This window comes from Mesorhizobium sp. C264A (assembly GCF_040324515.1).
Taxonomy (GTDB): Bacteria; Pseudomonadota; Alphaproteobacteria; order Rhizobiales; family Rhizobiaceae; genus Mesorhizobium.
The window spans coordinates 3,389,006-3,406,355 of record NZ_JAMYVY010000001.1; the positions used below are offsets into that span (position 1 = coordinate 3,389,006).

Annotated in this window: 19 protein-coding genes; 7 read left to right on the forward strand and 12 right to left on the reverse strand. The window is 62.6% G+C overall.

Features of this window, described 5'->3' with window-relative positions; all coding sequences use genetic code 11:
- Window positions 1-238 precede the first annotated feature (238 nt).
- Both der and NKL04_RS16770 read right to left on the reverse strand, forming a co-directional pair.
- Complete coding sequence (gene der / locus NKL04_RS16765; protein WP_352723873.1) at window positions 239-1,672, reverse strand: ribosome biogenesis GTPase Der; 1,434 nt, start codon at window positions 1,670-1,672, stop codon at window positions 239-241.
- Window positions 1,673-1,748: 76 nt separating this feature from the next.
- Complete coding sequence (locus NKL04_RS16770; RefSeq protein WP_023701475.1) at window positions 1,749-2,411, reverse strand: tetratricopeptide repeat protein; 663 nt, start codon at window positions 2,409-2,411, stop codon at window positions 1,749-1,751.
- A gap of 193 nt (window positions 2,412-2,604) precedes the next feature.
- Here NKL04_RS16770 and NKL04_RS16775 point away from each other — a divergent pair, with 193 nt between their 5' ends.
- A complete protein-coding gene (locus NKL04_RS16775; protein ID WP_023701476.1) occupies window positions 2,605-3,609 on the forward strand; it encodes a polysaccharide deacetylase family protein in 1,005 nt (334 codons plus the stop codon).
- A gap of 26 nt (window positions 3,610-3,635) precedes the next feature.
- Here NKL04_RS16775 and sbmA read toward each other — a convergent pair whose 3' ends face one another.
- The 3 genes from sbmA to NKL04_RS16790 form a co-directional block, all read right to left on the reverse strand.
- Window positions 3,636-4,904, reverse strand: a complete 1,269-nt coding sequence (gene sbmA, locus NKL04_RS16780) for a peptide antibiotic transporter SbmA (RefSeq protein ID WP_023687099.1) — start codon at window positions 4,902-4,904, stop codon at window positions 3,636-3,638.
- A gap of 115 nt (window positions 4,905-5,019) precedes the next feature.
- Entirely contained in the window at window positions 5,020-6,177 is a 1,158-nt protein-coding gene (locus tag NKL04_RS16785) for a YbfB/YjiJ family MFS transporter (protein ID WP_023740672.1), read from the reverse strand.
- Between the two features lie 81 nt (window positions 6,178-6,258).
- Entirely contained in the window at window positions 6,259-6,474 is a 216-nt protein-coding gene (locus NKL04_RS16790; RefSeq protein ID WP_023668495.1) for a hypothetical protein, read from the reverse strand.
- A gap of 94 nt (window positions 6,475-6,568) precedes the next feature.
- Here NKL04_RS16790 and NKL04_RS16795 point away from each other — a divergent pair, with 94 nt between their 5' ends.
- From NKL04_RS16795 to NKL04_RS16805, 3 genes are all read left to right on the forward strand, one after another.
- Window positions 6,569-7,483, forward strand: coding sequence for a LysR substrate-binding domain-containing protein (locus tag NKL04_RS16795; protein ID WP_023729300.1), 915 nt, complete (start codon window positions 6,569-6,571; stop codon window positions 7,481-7,483).
- 86 nt (window positions 7,484-7,569) lie between these two features.
- Window positions 7,570-8,826, forward strand: coding sequence for an aminopeptidase (locus NKL04_RS16800; protein WP_023738452.1), 1,257 nt, complete (start codon window positions 7,570-7,572; stop codon window positions 8,824-8,826).
- A 9-nt stretch (window positions 8,827-8,835) separates the two neighbouring features.
- Window positions 8,836-9,192 (forward strand): DUF488 domain-containing protein, encoded by a 357-nt coding sequence (locus NKL04_RS16805; protein WP_023701480.1) that lies wholly within the window; start codon window positions 8,836-8,838, stop codon window positions 9,190-9,192.
- A gap of 210 nt (window positions 9,193-9,402) precedes the next feature.
- Here the strand turns inward: NKL04_RS16805 and NKL04_RS16810 are convergent, their stop codons facing one another.
- Window positions 9,403-9,750 (reverse strand): ArsC family reductase, encoded by a 348-nt coding sequence (locus NKL04_RS16810; protein WP_023687095.1) that lies wholly within the window; start codon window positions 9,748-9,750, stop codon window positions 9,403-9,405.
- A 165-nt stretch (window positions 9,751-9,915) separates the two neighbouring features.
- Here NKL04_RS16810 and NKL04_RS16815 point away from each other — a divergent pair, with 165 nt between their 5' ends.
- Together NKL04_RS16815 and NKL04_RS16820 are read left to right on the forward strand one after the other, a co-directional pair.
- Complete coding sequence (locus tag NKL04_RS16815) at window positions 9,916-10,272, forward strand: ArsR/SmtB family transcription factor (RefSeq protein WP_023701481.1); 357 nt, start codon at window positions 9,916-9,918, stop codon at window positions 10,270-10,272.
- Window positions 10,269-10,748 (forward strand): SRPBCC family protein, encoded by a 480-nt coding sequence (locus NKL04_RS16820; protein ID WP_023668501.1) that lies wholly within the window; start codon window positions 10,269-10,271, stop codon window positions 10,746-10,748. Before NKL04_RS16815 ends, NKL04_RS16820 begins: the two co-directional genes overlap by 4 nt.
- Before the next feature lie 89 nt (window positions 10,749-10,837).
- Here the strand turns inward: NKL04_RS16820 and NKL04_RS16825 are convergent, their stop codons facing one another.
- The gene (locus NKL04_RS16825; RefSeq protein WP_023668502.1) at window positions 10,838-11,191 is read right to left on the reverse strand and encodes a nuclear transport factor 2 family protein; all 354 of its coding nucleotides are present in this window, start codon (window positions 11,189-11,191) and stop codon (window positions 10,838-10,840) included.
- Window positions 11,192-11,377: 186 nt separating this feature from the next.
- Between NKL04_RS16825 and NKL04_RS16830 the strand changes: the two genes are divergently transcribed.
- Window positions 11,378-12,082, forward strand: coding sequence for an SOS response-associated peptidase (locus tag NKL04_RS16830; protein ID WP_023701482.1), 705 nt, complete (start codon window positions 11,378-11,380; stop codon window positions 12,080-12,082).
- A gap of 440 nt (window positions 12,083-12,522) precedes the next feature.
- Here NKL04_RS16830 and NKL04_RS16835 read toward each other — a convergent pair whose 3' ends face one another.
- The 5 genes from NKL04_RS16835 to NKL04_RS16855 form a co-directional block, all read right to left on the reverse strand.
- A complete protein-coding gene (locus tag NKL04_RS16835; RefSeq protein ID WP_023701483.1) occupies window positions 12,523-13,608 on the reverse strand; it encodes an ABC transporter ATP-binding protein in 1,086 nt (361 codons plus the stop codon).
- Complete coding sequence (locus tag NKL04_RS16840; RefSeq protein ID WP_023684396.1) at window positions 13,598-14,197, reverse strand: helix-turn-helix domain-containing protein; 600 nt, start codon at window positions 14,195-14,197, stop codon at window positions 13,598-13,600. The genes NKL04_RS16835 and NKL04_RS16840 overlap by 11 nt, the downstream gene beginning before the upstream one ends.
- A gap of 281 nt (window positions 14,198-14,478) precedes the next feature.
- Entirely contained in the window at window positions 14,479-15,585 is a 1,107-nt protein-coding gene (locus NKL04_RS16845; RefSeq protein WP_352519958.1) for an ABC transporter substrate-binding protein, read from the reverse strand.
- Between the two features lie 25 nt (window positions 15,586-15,610).
- Window positions 15,611-16,438, reverse strand: coding sequence for an ABC transporter permease (locus NKL04_RS16850; protein ID WP_023709184.1), 828 nt, complete (start codon window positions 16,436-16,438; stop codon window positions 15,611-15,613).
- Entirely contained in the window at window positions 16,435-17,316 is an 882-nt protein-coding gene (locus tag NKL04_RS16855; protein ID WP_031209453.1) for an ABC transporter permease, read from the reverse strand. Before NKL04_RS16855 ends, NKL04_RS16850 begins: the two co-directional genes overlap by 4 nt.
- Window positions 17,317-17,350 lie beyond the last annotated feature (34 nt).

Consider the following 17,350-nt stretch of genomic DNA (forward strand, 5'->3'; position numbering starts at 1 on the left):
GCCTCTCTGATCGCGACCATCTTTACTCAACCTTCCTTGGCGGCCCTGCGCCACAATCTCCATGCCTTGCGATATCGCTGGCGCGAACCACCACGAAAGCGCAAATTTCAGTCCATGCCAAAGCTATCTTAGCGCCTATGCCCTTGAGGGGGAGATGCCCGGCAGGGCAGAGGGGGGTGCTGTCCCGCCAACATTGCGGAAGATTCCTAAGAGCAAAGCGCGCGCCAACCGCCACCGCTCACTTACGCTTGTTCGCTCTCCCCGCGAACGGGTTGTCCGAAGTCCGCAGCGCTATCCGGATCGGCACGCCAGGCATGTCGAAGGCTTCGCGCAGGCTGTTGGAGAGATAGCGGACATAGGATTGCGGCATCGCATCCGGCCGCGAGCACTGGACGACAAAGCCAGGCGGCCGCGTCTTGGCCTGGGTGACGTATTTTACCTTGAGCCGGCGTCCGGCGACGGCGGGCGGCGGATGATGCGCAAGAATGCTTTCCAGCCAGCGGTTGAGCTTGCCGGTGGAAACGCGGCTGTTCCACACCTTGTGCGTCTTGATGACGGCATCCATCAGCTTGTCGAGGCTGCGCCCGGTCTCGGCCGAAACCGTCACCGCCTGGATGCCGCGCACTTGCGGCAAAAGCCGTGTGGTCTTTTCGCGCAATTCGGCCAGCAGTTCCTGCGGATTGTCGATCAGGTCCCATTTGTTGAAGGCGATGACCGGCGCCCTGCCCTCGCGGATGATCAGGTCGGCGATCTGGAGGTCCTGCTTCTCGAAGGGGATGGTGGCGTCGAGCACGATGATGACGATCTCGGCAAAGCGGATGGCGCGCAGACCGTCCTGCACCGACATCACTTCCAGCTTTTCGTGGATCCTGGCCTTGCGGCGCATGCCGGCAGTGTCGAACAGTTTTAGGCGACGGCCATGCCAGTCCCAGTCGACCGAGATGGAATCGCGGGTGATGCCGGCTTCCGGGCCGGTCAAAAGCCGCTCCTCGCCGATCAGCGCGTTGATCAGCGTCGACTTGCCGGCATTGGGACGGCCGACGACGGCGATGCGCATCGGCTTGGTGTCGTCATAGGCAGGTTCAGCGTCGGGATCGGTGATGTCCTCGCCGATCAGCACCTCGCTGGCGGCGACCTCGTCTTCGGCTTCGGCCTCTTCCTCGCCGAAGGCGCGGTCTTTGCCCAGCGCCTCGATCACCGCGTCGCGCAGATCGGGCATGCCCTGGCCATGCTCGGCCGAGACTGGGATCGGCTCGCCCAAGCCCAGTTCCCAGGCTTCCAGCATGCCGCCCTGGGCGCCCTTGGCCTCGGCCTTGTTGGCGACCAGCACGACCGGCTTGCCGGACTTGCGCACGATCTCGGCAAAGGTGCGGTCGTCGGGCAAAAGCCCGGACTTGGCGTCGATGGTGAAGAAGATCAGGTCGGCTTCGCGGATCGCGATCTCGGTCTGCGCGCGCATGCGGCCGGGCAACGTCGAGGCGGCGGCGTCTTCGAAACCGGCGGTGTCGATGACATCGAAATGCAGATCGTAGAGTTTGGCCGCGTGGACGCGACGGTCGCGGGTGACGCCCGGCGTGTCGTCGACAAGCGCCAGCTTCCGTCCCACCAATCGGTTGAAAAGCGTCGATTTGCCGACATTGGGCCGGCCGATAATGGCGACTTTGAAGCTCATCCGGCTATCCATATCATCGCCCAAACCGCAGCGCGCCCTTGGGTCAGGCCCGAGGGCAGGCTTTGGGCGATGCGTATCATGACGCGCCCGAGCCGCGGATCAATTCCGACATCAGCGTCGCCCGCTGGCGCGCGTTGCGCGGGGCGCCGTCATCGGCGGCGATCTGGTCGAACAGTTTCAGCGCATCCTGGGTCTTGCCTTCCTTCCAGGCGGCAAGGCCGAGCGCTTCGCGCGCTGTGTGGCGCAGCGTGTTGTTGTCGGCGGTCAGCGCCTCGACGCGGCTGGAGACGTCGGCGAAGGAGCCGTGATCGACGAGCAGCAGGGCGGCCCGCAGGCGCGCCATGTCGCGAATGCCCTGCGGAATGGCGGTGTCGGCGGCGACGCCATCGAAATCCGTAACGGCGGCGGCAAAGTCGCCCTTGTCGGCCTTGACGGTTGCGGCGCGCATACGGGCGAGCAGTGGATAGGCGCCGTAGCCATCCTTTTCCAGTTGTTCGAGCGCTGTCAGCGCCTCGTCGCTCTTGCCGTCATTGGCAAGCTTCAGCGCCTGCGAGAAGGCATCGCCCGAGCGGTTGGCGCGGGTCTCATCCCAATAGCGGTAGCCGACGAAGGCAGCGGTGCCGAGCACCACCAGGATAGCAAGGCCAAGCAGCGCCGGACCGAAACGATCCCACAGCGCCTGCGCCTTTTCGCGGCGCATCTCGTCGTTGACTTCGCGGATAAAACTGTCGTCGGACATCAATCAAAACCATTGCTGCCCCAACAGGGGCGCTTCTTGAGCCCGCGTTTTAGCGAAATTTCGCGGGCATGGAAGGGGCTGGGCAGGAAAATCGGCTAATCGCCGGGCGCATAGCTGCCGACTTTGATCGCACCCACGCCACATTTTGCCGATAGCCGGCTTTGACTGCCTCCAGATCAAGCCCAGATTGCCGATGCCACGTTTGTCCCGCGTTGTCGCATTTTCCACCGCTGTGCTTGCCACGGCGGGCGTTGCTTACGCCGACCCGCCGGCGGCGCCATCCCCGGCAAAGCCGAAGCAGATCGTCATCATCTCGTTCGACAGCGCCCGTGAGATATCGCAATGGCAGCGCAGCCGGGCGCTAGCCAAGCGCACCGGCGCGCATTTTACCTACTTCCTTTCCTGCGTGTTCCTGCTGTCGCAGCAGACACGCGCCGAATACACCGCGCCGGCCAGGTCCGCGGGCAAATCCAACATCGGCTTCGCCGCCTCGAAACAGGAAGTCGCGGACCGGCTCGACCAGATCGGCCTCGCCGCGTCGGAGGGCCATGACATTGCCAGCCATGGCTGCGGCCATTTCGACGGCAAGGACTGGAGCAAGGCCGACTGGCTGAAGGAATTCGCATCGTTCGAGCGCATTCTGGAGAACGCCTATGCAATCAACGGCATTGCGCCCGAGCCCGCAGGCTGGCGCGCTATTGCCCATGCCGTGGTCGGCTTTCGCGCGCCCTATCTGTCGACCAGCAAAGGGCTCTACGAGGCCCTGCCTGAAGCCGGCTACCACTATGACGCCAGCGGCGTCTCGAACGGCCCGGTCGAGCCGCCGACCGGCGACGGCTTGACCCGCTTTTCGCTGCCACAGATCCCGGAAGGCCCGAGTTCAAGGCCGGTGATCGCCATGGACTACAATCTCTATGTCAGGCAATCCGGCGGTTTCGAGCGGCCGAGCCAGGCAGCCGAGTTCAGCGATCGGACCTACCAGGCGTTCCGCGCCGCCTTCGACAAGCAATATCAGGGCAAGCGCATCCCGCTGGTGCTGAGCTTCCATTTCACGCTGATGAATGACGGCGCCTACTGGAACGCGCTGGAGCGCTTTGCCGACGAGACGTGCGTGAAAGCCGACGTCGAATGCATCAGTTTTCGCGATTATGTGCAGCGGCAACGTGGTAGCGAGAGGCAGGCGGCGGTGGGCGGCTGAGCCGCCAACCGTCTGTGCAAATAGGATCAAGCCGGGTCGGGTTCCTTTGCCTGTTCCTGACGCTCCATGAAGTGGCGGTCAATGTCGGGCAGCGGCTCGCCGCGAATCGTCGCCTCGAAGGCGCGAAGGCGCTTGTGAACTGACAGAAGCTCGACAATCGTCGACCAAGAATTGACGAGATACTGGAATGAGTTGGTTACCTGACTGAAGGCTGAACTGACCTGGTTGATGAGACCCAGCGTCAGCGTTCCAGCGATCATGGAAGGCACCATCAGGAAGTAGGAGAAGACGTTGTTGGTCTGAAGATAAAGATAGCGGACCACGTTGAAATACACATAGTGGAAATACAGGCGAAAGTAGTTTTGCCGCACACTCGCAAACAGCTCCGCGACGGTCTGCGGCTGCGCCCGGGCCGGATCGTCCTCACCGTAGACGAGTTCCTTGCGATATGCTGCCTCGACGCGCTGGTTACGAAACTGCAAGCCAGGAAGCTTGATGCCTGCGGTCGCAATGATGACTGTACCGAAGACTGCCCAGAAGATCGCAGCCAAAACCAGCGGCTGAGGAACATGACCGATCAATGGCAACTCTGTGACATGCTTAGAATAACTGAGCAGGATCGGCATGAAAGCGATAAGCGTCATGATGGAATCGACGAAGCTAGTGCCAAGGTCTTCCATTATCTTGGAAAACCGCATCGTGTCTTCCTGCACACGCTGTGCAGCGCCCTCAATATGGCGCAGCTTCGGCCAATAGGACATGTAGTAATTGTTCATCGCAGTGCGCCAGCGAAACACCCAGTGGCTGACGAAGAAGTTTGTCAAAACGAACACGGTAACCGCGACAAGAGCGATACCGAGGAAAGTGATTATTTGAGCGTAAAGATCAGCCTCGGTTGCCTTGACCGTTTTGCTAACGATGCCCTGAATGAGGTCCCAGAATGGTCCATACCATGCGTTGATCGCCACGCTTACCTGCACCTGAAAGTAGGTCGTGAACAGGAGCAGCGAACTGCCGAGGATAGACCATTGGTCCCACGGGTGCGGAGAATACCAGTGCCAGAAGCCATAGAATATCAAAACGCCAAGCGCATAGTAGATGTAGAACCAGAGGAACGGAGGCGACCAGAACACCGAGACGCCTATGATGGGCGGCGCGTCGGCAAGAGCCGGAGGCAAGCCGAGAAACGCGCCAAGCTGGTCAGCACCGAGGAACCAGGCTGCCACGAGAACCGCAGTCCAGACGACGGCCGAGATGAAAAACAGCTTCGGCTGCGGGAAGAAGGATACGAACACTGTGGTGAAATCCTCGGTCGGTGCGCAAATCAGCGGGGTTCGGCGGGCATAAAGTCACACATTAGGTGGAAAGCAAATGCCCGTACCCGATGCCCGGCATCGAGCAAGACCACAATCATGGCGATTTTGGCGCGGCCGACCAGGTGATCCCAGCAGATACCAGCAATACGCCAGCAGCGACGATCGAGGCCAGGAAGAAGTTGCCCGAGGCTTGCGCCAGCAGTCCGGCGACGATCGGGCCGACGATCTGGCCGATGCCGAAGGAAGCGGTCATCAGCGCAAAAATCCGGCGCGGCGCCTCCGGCACGAGCTGCCTTGCCGTCTGCAGGCCGAGCGCGGTGATGGCGATGAAGGTGCCGCCGAGCAGGACGCCCGCCAGCAGCGGCCCGGCGGTGCCGCCGATGGCGACGCTGGCGGTGACGCCGACCACCTCGACCAGGCAGCCCACGGCATAGGCGGTATAAAGCCCGATCCGTGCCGCTACCTTCTGCCACAGCCAGACCGAGGGAAAGCCGGCAAGGCCGGTGACCATCCAGACGCTTGCCTCGAAGACGCGGCCGCCGCCGCCCTGGCGCACGATGGCGACCAGGAAGGTCGCCGTCACCACATAGCCGAAGCCGAACAGGCCGTAGGCAACGATGACTTTTGCCAACGACCGGTCCCTCGGCAGTGCCGGTTCGCGGTCGGCCACGCCGCGGCCAGGTGCGGTGCCGCCGGCGAGCAAGGCGACCATCGCAAGGCCGCCGGCGGAAATCGCTGCCGACCACAGCCAGCCCGAAGCCCAGCCGGCATGTTCGGTGACCAGAACCGCCATCAGCGCTGAGGATGCCGCGATGCCGAGGCCGACGCCGCCGAAATGCAGCGCCTGCAGGTCGCTTCTGTTGGCGGCTGCCAGGTGACCGAAGACGATCGAGGCCATGAACACCATGACGAAGGCGCTGGCGAGACCGGCAAGGAAGCGGAGGACGACAAAGGCGGTCATCGTCTCGCTCAGCCCCATCAGGGCGGCGAGCGCAGCACTGGCGGCAAGGCCGCCAAACATCAGCAGGCGCTCGCGCCCATGCGCCCAGCCGCCTGCCGCCGCAAGCGCGCCGACGAGGTAGCCGAGATAATTGGCCGACGCGATCCAGCCGGCATCGGCCGGCGACAGATGCAGTTCTTCCATCATTCCGGGCAGGATCGGCGTGTAGACGAAACGGCCAATGCCCATGGCGACGGCCATGGCGATCATGCCAGCGAGAGCAAGGCCCAAGGGTGATGGAGCGGCGTTCATTGCAGCGCACCATAGAATTGGCGACCGATGAAACAATCCGCTTTGTGTTGGGCCAGCGGGCGCGACTAACGCCCCCGCATCTCAGCCGCAGCCGACCGCCCCGGTCTCGTAGGCGGTGCGGCGCGCCGTCAGCCGGAACGGGATATCTCCGAGTTCGCGTTCCGACATGGTGTCCAGCACCGGATGCGACAATGGGTCGGTAACCCAGTCGATGACATCGCCGCCGTGCATCCCATCATAGCGGTCCGGCCGGAGGCCGGCAGCGGCTAAGATCTTGAACAATGATACGATCGTCATCCTCGCCTCCTCGGTCTGACTGTCCCACTAAAATCTGCCTTGTCGGGCTGTCTTTCAATTGAGATTTCAGCCGCGCCGGTTTAGAAAAACTGAAATGGCTATGCTGAACCGCGTCCATCTCAACGGCCTGCGCGCCGTCGAAACCGTCGCCCGCCTCGGCTCGCTCGCGGCGGCGGCCGGCGAACTCAACGTCTCGGTCAGCGCCGTCAGCCAGCAGATCAACCGCACTGAAAAGCAGCTCGGACAGGCGCTGTTCGAACGCACCGCAAGCGGGCTGGTGCTGACCGAATTCGGAACGGTTTTTTCCGCCCGACTGGGCGCCGGTTTTCGCGAGCTGGCGCAAGCGGTGGCGCTGGCCGACGAGGCGAGCCAGTGCACGCTGGTGGTGTCGGTGGCGCCGGCCTTCGCTTCGAAATGGCTGCTGCCGCGGCTGTCACGTCACTTCGACCGGCATCCCAATGTGCTGTTGCGCATCGACGCCTCGGTGCGGCTCGCCGATCTCGAACGCTCCGACATAGACATCGCCATCCGGCTCGGCGACGGCAAATGGCCGGGCGGGCGGGCGGAGCTGCTTCTGGCGCAGGAAGTTTTCCCGGTCTGCGCGCCGGTGATCGCCGAGAAACTGAAATCGATCGAAGACCTCGCGCAGACCTGCGCCATCACCGACGAGCGGGCGATGATCAATTGGGAGAGCTGGTTCAAAGCCGCTGACGTCGAACCAGTCACCTTCCGCAAGGGTGCGCGTTTCACCGACCCGATGCTGTGCCTGGAATCGGCGATCGCCGGCCATGGCGTCATGCTCGGCTGGCAATTGCTGGCCGCCGATGCGCTGGCCGACGGCCGCCTCGTCGCGCCTTTCGGCGTGCGGGCGCAGAGCGGCCTCGGCTACTGGCTGGTGACCTCGGCGACCAAGACCGAAAGCCGCAAGGTGCGCGATTTCAAGATCTGGATCCGCGAGGAAATCGCGGCGACCGTGGCGCAGTTCAGCGCGCTGGAAAGCGCTGCCTAGGGCTGTCCGTCGCGACGGTGCTGGAAAGCACAGCCGCGCCGATCTATGTTGGAAGCTTCACCTCCAAGACCAAGGCAGGCAGGATCATGACCACACATTCGCGCGGCGTTTCCGCAACCATCGACCCGGTGAAGCTCGACAGGCTGGCGGAAGTCGCCATCAAGGTGGGGCTGCAATTGCAACCGGGGCAGGATTTGGTGCTGACCTCGTCGATCGCAGCCCTGCCGCTGACCAGGCGCATCGTCGAGCACGCTTACAAGGCGGGCGCCGGGCTGGTAACGCCGATCTTCAATGATGACGAGATCACGCTGGCGCGCTTCCGCTACGGCGCGGATGCCGGCTTCGACCGCGCCGCCGGCTGGATATATGAAGGCATGGCGAAGGCCTTTTCCAACAATGCGGCGCGGCTTGCCGTGCGCGGCGAGGACCCGTCGCTGTTGTCGGCGCAGGACCCGGCGAAAGTGGCGCGCGCCAACAAGGCGAACTCGATGGCCTACCAGCCGGCGCTGGAAAAGATCACCGGCTTCGACATCAACTGGAACATCGTCGCCTACCCGGATCTCGCCTGGGCCAAGCAGGTCTTCCCCGGCGATGCCGACGATGTCGCCGTGGTCAAGCTTGCCGATGCGATCTTTTCGGCATCACGGGTCGATGTGGAAGACCCGATCGCAAACTGGACGGCGCACAATGCAGCGCTGCGCGGCCGCACAAAGTGGCTGAACGAGCACAATTTCCATGATCTGCATTTCAGCGGCCCGGGCACCGACCTCACCGTCGGGCTGGCCGATGGCCATGAATGGATGGGCGGCGCCTCGACCGCCAAGAACGGCGTCACCTGCAATCCGAACATCCCGACCGAGGAGGTCTTCACCACGCCGCATGCACGGCGCGTCTCCGGCCATGTCTCCTCGACCAAGCCGCTGTCCTACCAGGGCACGCTGATCGACGATATCTCGGTGCGTTTCGAAGAGGGCAGGATCGTCGAGGCCAAGGCTTCGAAGGGCGAGGACGTGCTGAAGAAAGTGCTCGACACCGACGAGGGTTCGCGCCGGCTCGGCGAGGTGGCGCTGGTGCCGCATTCCTCGCCGATCTCGGCCAGCGGCCTGCTGTTCTTCAACACGCTGTTCGACGAGAACGCCGCCTGCCACATCGCGCTCGGGCAGTGCTATTCAAAATGCTTCGTCGACGGCGCCTCGCTCAGCCAGGACGAAATCGCCCAGCGCGGCGGCAACAAGAGTTTTATCCACATCGACTGGATGATCGGCTCGGACAAGATCGACATAGACGGCGTGCACAAGGATGGCCGCCGCGTGCCGGTGATGCGCAAGGGCGAGTGGGCGTAAAGGGGGCGGATGGCCTTCGACCTGACGGTCAAGCGAATTTACGAAGCACCCGCGCCCGATGACGGGCAGCGGGTGCTGGTCGATCGCATCTGGCCGCGCGGCGTCAGCAAGGAGGATGCCGCGCTGACGCTGTGGCTGAAGGACATCGCGCCGAGCGATGAATTGCGGAGGTGGTTCGGACATGAGCCGGCGCGGTGGGCGGAGTTTCAGGTGCGGTATTCGGTCGAACTGGATGGGAATAGCGAAGCGGTGGCGCAACTGCGTGGCTTGCTCGGCAAGGCCAAGGTGACGCTGCTTTATGGCGCGCATGACGAGGCGCATAACAATGCGGTGGCGTTGGCGGGGTATTTGCGCGGGACGGGTTGAGAGACAGCGAACCGCTGCATACGCCGCAAGCGAAAGCCTTCACAATTAGCGATCGCCCTCCACGCGTTCGTCATCCTCGGGCTGACCCGAGGATCCTGTGTGTTGTTCCCATGCTATGTTTGGGGTGGGAAGGAGACCGACAGGATCCCATGGTCTGCGCTGCGTCGCTTCGAACCTAGCTTCGCCACAGGATGACGAAGCGAGGCTACGCTACTTCACCACCCCTTCATAAGCCTCCGGCTTGAACCCCACCAAAATCTCATCCCCGACCTCGAGCACCGGGCGCTTGATCATCGTCGGGTTGGCCAGCATCAGCTTCCTGGCCTTCTTCTCGTCGAGCCCTTGCTTGTGCTTGTCGGGCAGTTCGCGGAAGGTCGTGCTGCCCTTGTTGAGCAGCTTTTCCCAGCCAACCTTGCCGATCCATCCATCCAGTCTGCCCACCTCTATCCCCTCGGCCCGGTAGTCGTGAAAACGGTAAGGCACATCGTGGCCCTCCAGCCAGGTGCGCGCCTTCCTGATCGTGTCGCAGGTGGTGATGCCGTACATGGTGATCGTCAAAACGCACTTCCCTTGGGCTGATGGTCGAATCCGCCGGACAGCCTAAAACCGTCCTTCCCGCTTTGCCAGCACCCCGGTCACATCAGCCCATTTTTAGGGCTTGCCAATACTAAGGAATTTTCCTAAGTATCTTTCTATACCCGTCGACGGACCTCAGGATCGCCCATGCCAAGCCTCCACGCCCCAACTACAAGTCTCCCGCCGATCGACGGCATCTTCCGCGCGCTGGCTGACCCGACGCGGCGGCGCGTGGTCGAGCGGTTGAACCGCAGTCCGGCCTCGGTCAGCGAGTTGGCGCAGCCTTTCGAGATGGCGCTGCCTTCCTTCATCGAGCATCTGAAAGTGCTGGAAGGCTGCGGTCTGGTGCGATCGGAAAAAATCGGCCGCACCAGGACCTATCAGCTGGCGCCCGAACCGCTGCAGCTCGCCCAAAACTGGCTGGCCGAACAGCGCACGCTGTGGGAGCGCCGACTCGATCAATTCGACGCCTATGTGATGAGCCTCAAGGAGCAAGAAAAGTGAGCTATCCCTTCAAGCCCGACCCCAGACTGGACCTTGTGCTGGAGCGCAAGCTCGACGCGCCGCGCGAACTCTTGTGGAGCGCGATGACGGTGCCGGAGCATGTCAAGCAATGGTTCACGCCCAAGCCCTGGCTGATCACCGATTGCGAGATCGACCTTCGTCCGGGCGGACTGTTCCGGACGCGCATGCAATCACCCGACGGCAAGGAGGTCAACGACCGCCATTGCTGCTATCTCGAGATCGTGCCGAACGAGCGGCTGGTGTGGACCGATGCGCTGCTGCCGGGCTATCGGCCCTCCGGCGAGCCCTTCATCACCGCAGTCATTTCGCTTCAGTCGGATGACAAGGGCACGCGCTACACGGCAACGGCCATCCATCGCGACGAGGCTACCCGCAACAATCATGAAGAGATGGGGTTCTTCGACGGCTGGGGCACGGTGGCCGATCAGTTGGCGCAGTATGTGAAGACCATTTGAGCTTTTCCCACTGCGGCCAGGACTTTGTCCCGGCCGCCTGGTTTTTGGGTCGTGCAGCGAAGTGCGCCGGAACCCTACGGCACCCGGGCTCAGTAGTAGAAGCGCTCTTCGGTGATCTTGCCGTTCTTGACCGTGTACAGGCCAACCTCGTCCATGGTGACCCGTTCGCCGGTGGCCTTGGGCGTTATGTCGAACTTGAAGCGCACCGCGAACTGGTCGCCGTTGACATAGGGGCCTTCGACAGAGCCGCCATGGACTTCGTGGTTCGCTTGCCACCATTCGCCCTTTTGCCTGAGAGCTTCCTTGCCACGGGCAATGGCCATCGGCCCCTCCATCGCTTCGAGGCTGACGATATCATCGGCATTGTACTTTTCACCAGCACCCAGGTGATCCCCCTGCTGGAGCATTTCGGTGAAATCCTTGGCAACATCCGCGATGGTCATGTGTGTTCCTCCTGTTCAGACTGGTTTGAAGTAGGGAAGCGCTTGCCGGCCCGCCACCTTTACCCGCACGACAGCTGACAAGGTGTGTCAGGACGATGATACAGCGCGGCTGTGTGACGACGATTGCGGCGGCGTCGGACAGCGACTTCGGTTGCAGACAAAAGCCAATTCCGCAATGCTGGGTGCATGTGCAACCTCTACAACATCACGACGACGCAAGAGGCGGTCCGCCAATGGACCCGCACATTGCGCGATATCAGCGGCAACCTCGAACCTTCGCTTGATGTCTATCCCAATCAACCTGGGCTTGTCGTTCGCAACAGGGCGGATGGGGAGCGTGAACTGGCGAAACTGCTTTGGGGTTTGCCAACGCCGCCCGAGCGCATGAAAGGTAAGGCCGACTACGGCACCACCAACGTTCGCAATCCGCAATATTCGCACTGGCAGCAATATGTGGGCGTCGAGCACAGATGTGTCGTGCCGGTGACCAGCTTTGCCGAGCCCAGCCCTGCGGCGAACGATAAAGACCCGGAAACAGGAATCCAGCGAAATTACTGGTTTGCCCGTGGCGAGAGCCGGCCGTTGTTCTTCTTCGCTGGTTTCTGGACGTCTTGGCAGGGCGTGCGAAAGGTCAAGGACGGTCCCGGCGACTTCGAGCTATACGCCTTCATGACCACCAAGCCTAATGCTCTCATTGCGCCGATCCATGAGAAGGCTATGCCCGTGATCCTCACCACGCCGGAGGAAACCGAGGCTTGGCTGACGGCGCCATGGTCGGAAGCACGGCATTTGCAGCGGACGGCGCCCAACGACGCGTTGGTGATCGTTGAGAAGCCAGCCACACAGATCAAGTTCCCACCACGGGCCCCGGCCCAAGGGTCTCTGTTTTAGCCCGAAATCGGCTCTCCTCAATCGTCGTCTCGCCAGATTACCCGGCGAACCATGCGGATTTCGACAAGACGTCTGACGCGAATTTTAAGGCGTTCAGCAGCGCTTGGCAGAATGATGCCTGCATCGAGCTCACGACCTTTGCAGCGCTCGCACCGCATGTGCCGCTCCACATCCCAAAAGGGGATATCACCAACCAGCTTTGCGAGATCGCCAGGCAGATAGTGTCGAGTGATGTTGCAGTTCCGACATCGAACACGAATTAGCTGCCCGACTTCATGCGCCAAGCAGAGGGTTTGCACATTTCGGCGCGGTCGGGTGCTTAGTTCGGGCATCCCGCAAAGTAGGAATATGTTCCTTTGCGAGTCAATTCACACTTAATTCCACCTTGGCGATCTTCACAGCAGGTTAAATCCAACCGTCGATGAAGGGATTGGGTTGGATCAGCTTGGCAGCATAGGGCAGTTGGCACCACGGCGCAGGCTGATATGCGCCACGTCGCCGACGCTGAATTGAAAGCCCTCGGCCTGGCGCGGCGCATCGATCACCACCGGCAATCCCTGCCCCAACTCAGCATGCAGCCGCAGCGTGCGGCCGTGGAAGACGATGGAGTTGACGCGCGCCGGCGCGGTGCCGGCGGCGGCATCGGTGGTGGCCAGCAAGTCCTCGGGGCGAACGCCGATGGTGCGCTCAGTGCCTTCGCCGGGTGTGTCGCCGGTTTCAGATGTTGCTTCCAGCGAAAGCCCGCCAGCGGCGAAGCGCAGGCGGTCGCCGTCGCGGCCGATGAAGCGCGATTGCAAGAGGTTCATGGTGCCGATAAAGCTTGCGACGAATTTCGTCGCCGGCCGGTCGTAAAGCGTAGCCGGCGGCGCGATCTGCTCGATGCGGCCCTTGTTCATGACGACGATGCGGTCGGAGATCGACAGCGCTTCGGTCTGGTCGTGGGTGACCATGACGAAGGTGGTGCCGAGCCGCGACTGCAGCCGCTTCAGTTCGACCTGCATCTGTTCGCGCAGATGCGCATCGAGCGCCGACAGCGGTTCATCGAGCAACAGAACGCGCGGCTCGCAGACTATGGCGCGGGCGAGCGCGACGCGCTGGCGCTGGCCACCCGACAGTTCGGAAACGCGGGCGCCGAGCTTGTCGGCGAGGCCGACCATGTCGAGGGCTTCGCGGACGCGCTTTGCCTGCTCGGCGCCGGACAGTTTGCGCAGCGACAGGCCGAAGCCGACATTCTCGGCGACGTTCATATGCGGGAACAGCGCATAATCCTGGAACACGGTGTTGACGGGACGCTCGAAGGGCCTCAGCGCGGTGATGTCGCGACCATCGAGCAGCACCTTGCCGCCCGAGGGGCTTTCGAAACCGGCAATGACGCGCAGGCTGGTGGTCTTGCCGCAGCCCGAGGGCCCGAGCAGGGTGATGAACTCGCCGCTGATAATGTCGAGATCGACGGCGTCGAGCCCGACAATGCCGCCGGGGAAAACCTTCGAGACCGTGTCCAGGCGTACCAGCGCATCAGGCGCCATCGCGAACCTCGGACGGCTTGGTGGTGTTGACCCAGAGGATCTGGCAAGGCTCGGTGCCGGGATTGCGGAAGGCGTGCAGAAGCGTGCTCTTGAAGGCAAAGGAGTCGCCGCTCTTCAGCACGTATTTTGTCGAGTCCACCACCAGTTCGACCTCGCCCGACAGGACATAGCCGAACTCGTGACCGATATGCGCATAGGCTTCCGCCGTGCCGCCATCGGCTTCCACGGTCACCAAGAGGCCGGTCAGCGCCGCGCCCGGCGGCGACAGCAGCGCCTTGGCGATGCCTTCCGACTTGACCGGGAGCTGCCGCCTTTTGTCGGCGCGCACGCAATAGAGATCGTTGGCGGCTTCGTTGCCGTCGGTGATCAGCGCCGAAGGCTCGATGTCGAGCGCGGCCGCAAGCGGCCAGATCACCTTGACGCGCAGCGAAGACAGGCCGCGCTCGATCTGGCTCAGCGCACCGATGGAGACGCCGGCTTTTGCTGCCAGCTCGGCCAACGACAAATTGCGCTCCAGCCGCAGCGCCCGCACGCGCCGGCCGACGCGAATGTCGGCGTCGGCCTTTGGTTTCGCTTCAAGCATGTCCATCAGTTGGTCCTTGTTGCAGTCTTTGGCGCGGCGGCAAGACCCGCGGGCTTCAGGAGATTAGTCACAATTACCTGCCGTCGGCGCTGCCCCTCATTGTCCTGCCGGACATTTCTCCCCGTATAGTGACGGGGAGAAAGCGGCTGGTCGCAAACTCGGCGCCATTTCTGCAACGTTTGCGATTTGCGAAATCGCTGGTGACAGCGCCCCTCTCCCCGTCACTATACGGGGAGAGGATGCCGGCAGGCAGGTGAGGGGCAGCGCAACCGTCGGCGATGGATCCCTCAGCCGCCCGCCTTCACTTTCTCGAACATCTTCGCCACATCGTCGTTCTGCTTCATCGGGCCGGTGAAGATGGTGGTCTTCAGCATCACCTCCGGGTCCGCCGGCAATTGCAGCTTGTCCAGTTCGTCCTTCGCCACGCCGGCGAAGGCGGTGCTGAGCGAGCTGCCATAGCCGTAGGCCTGGATCAGGTACTTACCCGAGTCGGCGTCGAGCCGGCTGTTGATGAAGTCATAGGCGAGGTCGACGTTTTTGGCGTCCTTGAGCATGACGAAGCCGCAGGCCCAGGTCAGCATGCCCTCCTTCGGCTTCATGAACTCGACCGGCACGCCCTGCTTCTTCAGCGAGGTTGCCGACGCGTTCCAGGTCATGGCGGCGACCAGCTGGCCGCTGGCCAGCGCCTGTTCGACCGAGGTCATGTCGGTGGTGTAGTTGGAGAGGAGGGGACGCTGCTCGCGCAACTTTTCCGCCACCTTGTCCATCTGCTCGGGCGTCATGTCGAAGGGGTTTACGCCGGCCAGAAGTGCGGCAACGATCGGGGTGTCATGCACGGCATCGATGGTCGCCATGCGGCCGGCATATTGCTTGTCCCACAGAAGGTTCCAGCTCGCTTCCGGGTTCTTCACCAGATCGGTGCGGTAGAGGATCGAGGTGTTGCCCCAATCCCACGGCACCATCCAGACCTTGCCGTCGCCGGCCTGGATGTCGGGCAGGTTCTTGAACACCGGGAAGATCGAATCCCAGTTCTTGATGCGCTTGGTATCGATCGGCTGCAGCAGGCCTTCCTTGTTCCAGCGCGCCACCTTGTCGTAGCAGGGATGGGCGATATCGGGGCGGAAGCCGGCCTTGACCTTGGTGAAGGCATCGTCGTCGTCGCCGAAGATCGAGGCCTCGACGCCATCGGGATGGGCCGTCAGGAAGCTCTTGTTGAAGTCTGGCAGTTCATAGCCGGACCAAGTGAAATATTGCAGCTTGTCGGCGGCGAAGGCGACAGTCGACGACAGGACGATTGCAAGCGCGGCAAGCCCGGTGCGGGCTGTCTTTGCAGTGATCGATTTCGGGCCAGTGATCGGTTTCAGCCCAGTAATTGATTTCGGGTCGAATGCCATTTCGGTTCTCCTCTTTTGTTATGGTTCAGGCTGGACTGGTGGGCGCCGTCCGACGGGCTGTGCTCAGCCCGCGATGGCGCAGGATTTCGGCGATGCCGGCGATGATGACGGACACAGCAAGGATAGCTGTCCCCAGCGCCATCACGGTCGGCAGCGAGCGAGGAAAACGCAGTTGGCTCCAGATGTAGAGCGGCAGCGTCGGCTCGGTGCCGGCGAGGAAGAAGACGACGATGAACTCGTCGAAGGAAATCAGAAAGGCCAGCATGAAGGCCGAGACGATGGCCGGCAGCGAGAGCGGCAACATCACCCGCCGGAAGGTCGTCCAGTCGGAAGCGCCGAGATCGAGTGCGGCCTCGCGAATGGTTTTCGGAATTGCGGCAAACCGGCTGCGCATGATCACCACGGTGGTCGGCAGCGCCACCAGTATGTGGCCGAGAACGATGGCGATGCGCGACGGGCCGAGGCCGATGAGATTGACGAGGATCAGCAACGATATGCCGACGATGACGCCGGGGATCAGGATCGGCAGCCTGGAGATGGCGCTGATGGTGGCGGCGAGCGGCGAACGACCGTAGAGGTCCATATAGGAGACGGTGATGCCGCAGAGCGTGGCGCCGGCGGCGGCCACGACGCCAATGACGAGACTGTTCAAAAGCGCGCCGGACAGCGCCGGATTGCCATAGAGCGTGGCATACCATTCGAGCGTGAAGCCCTGCAGCGGAAACGCGGCCTGGATGGAGTTGTTGAAGGAAAACAGCGGGATCAACAGCACCGGCAGATAGAGGAAGACGAGATAGGCAAGCACATAGACGCCGAGCCAGCCGCGGCCATCATCTCTCCGCGCGGCGCTCATGTGCGGCTGCCGAATCTGCGGTCGGCGCCGCGTGCGACCAGCACCACGCAGAGGATGACCAGCATCACGCAGACTGAAAGTGCCGCCCCGAACGGCCAGTCATTGGCCTTGCCGAACTGCGACTGGATCAATGTGCCGATCATGGTGCTGGCGGGACCGCCGACCATGGCCGGGGTGACATAGTCGCCGACCGTCGGCACAAAGACGACGAGGGCGGCCGCCAGAACGCCCGGCATCGAATTGGGCAAGACGACGCGGCGAAACGCCGTGAACGGTCTGGCGCCGAGATCGGAGGCGGCTTCGAGCAGTGATTTCGGGATGGTGTCCAGCGCCACATAGATCGGCAGGATGGCGAAGGGCGCATAGGCATGCGCCAGCGTGACGACCACCGCCGCCGGCGTGTTGAGGAAGGCCAGCGTCGGCTCCGACCAGATGCCGCTTTCGATCAGCGCCGAGTTCAAGACGCCGTTATAGGCGAGCACGATCTTCCAGGCGAAGACGCGCAGGAGATAGCTGGTCCAGAACGGCAGGGTCACCAGAAACAAAAGCAGGCTGCGGCGGCGGCCGGCATAGAAAGCGAGATAGTAGGCGACGGGATAGGCGGTGACGACGGTCGCCAGCGTCACCAGGCCGGCGATCACCAGCGAGCGCAGCGTCACCGTCCAGTAGAGCGGATCGGAGACCACGGCGATGAAGTTGCCTGCCGTGAAGCCGGCGCCGAGCAGCGAACCGTCATTGCCGCGAAGTGAGAGGAAGAGCACAAGGCCAAGGGCAAACAGGATCAGGAACAAGGTGACCAGCCCGCCCGGCAGCAACATGGCGAAGCGGAAGCCTCGGGACGACCCTGCCGGCGCTCCTGTTGCAACGATGCTCGACATCGGACTGCTCAACGGAAATATGAAATCGGCTTAG

What these genes read in the sequence shown, in the direction of transcription:
- NKL04_RS16835 (WP_023701483.1), bottom strand. Translation starts at nt 13,608, where the DNA reads ATGGCGCCTGATGCGCTGGTACGCCTGGACACGGTCTCGAAGGTTTTC.
- NKL04_RS16845 (WP_352519958.1), bottom strand. Translation starts at nt 15,585, where the DNA reads ATGGCATTCGACCCGAAATCAATTACTGGGCTGAAACCGATCACTGGC.
- NKL04_RS16840 (WP_023684396.1), bottom strand. Translation starts at nt 14,197, where the DNA reads ATGGACATGCTTGAAGCGAAACCAAAGGCCGACGCCGACATTCGCGTC.
- NKL04_RS16855 (WP_031209453.1), bottom strand. Translation starts at nt 17,316, where the DNA reads ATGTCGAGCATCGTTGCAACAGGAGCGCCGGCAGGGTCGTCCCGAGGC.
- NKL04_RS16795 (WP_023729300.1), top strand. Translation starts at nt 6,569, where the DNA reads ATGGCTATGCTGAACCGCGTCCATCTCAACGGCCTGCGCGCCGTCGAA.
- NKL04_RS16815 (WP_023701481.1), top strand. Translation starts at nt 9,916, where the DNA reads ATGCCAAGCCTCCACGCCCCAACTACAAGTCTCCCGCCGATCGACGGC.
- NKL04_RS16785 (WP_023740672.1), bottom strand. Translation starts at nt 6,177, where the DNA reads ATGAACGCCGCTCCATCACCCTTGGGCCTTGCTCTCGCTGGCATGATC.
- der (WP_352723873.1), bottom strand. Translation starts at nt 1,672, where the DNA reads ATGAGCTTCAAAGTCGCCATTATCGGCCGGCCCAATGTCGGCAAATCG.
- NKL04_RS16800 (WP_023738452.1), top strand. Translation starts at nt 7,570, where the DNA reads ATGACCACACATTCGCGCGGCGTTTCCGCAACCATCGACCCGGTGAAG.
- NKL04_RS16775 (WP_023701476.1), top strand. Translation starts at nt 2,605, where the DNA reads ATGCCACGTTTGTCCCGCGTTGTCGCATTTTCCACCGCTGTGCTTGCC.
- NKL04_RS16850 (WP_023709184.1), bottom strand. Translation starts at nt 16,438, where the DNA reads ATGAGCGCCGCGCGGAGAGATGATGGCCGCGGCTGGCTCGGCGTCTAT.
- NKL04_RS16790 (WP_023668495.1), bottom strand. Translation starts at nt 6,474, where the DNA reads ATGACGATCGTATCATTGTTCAAGATCTTAGCCGCTGCCGGCCTCCGG.
- NKL04_RS16830 (WP_023701482.1), top strand. Translation starts at nt 11,378, where the DNA reads ATGTGCAACCTCTACAACATCACGACGACGCAAGAGGCGGTCCGCCAA.
- NKL04_RS16805 (WP_023701480.1), top strand. Translation starts at nt 8,836, where the DNA reads ATGGCCTTCGACCTGACGGTCAAGCGAATTTACGAAGCACCCGCGCCC.
- NKL04_RS16770 (WP_023701475.1), bottom strand. Translation starts at nt 2,411, where the DNA reads ATGTCCGACGACAGTTTTATCCGCGAAGTCAACGACGAGATGCGCCGC.
- NKL04_RS16825 (WP_023668502.1), bottom strand. Translation starts at nt 11,191, where the DNA reads ATGACCATCGCGGATGTTGCCAAGGATTTCACCGAAATGCTCCAGCAG.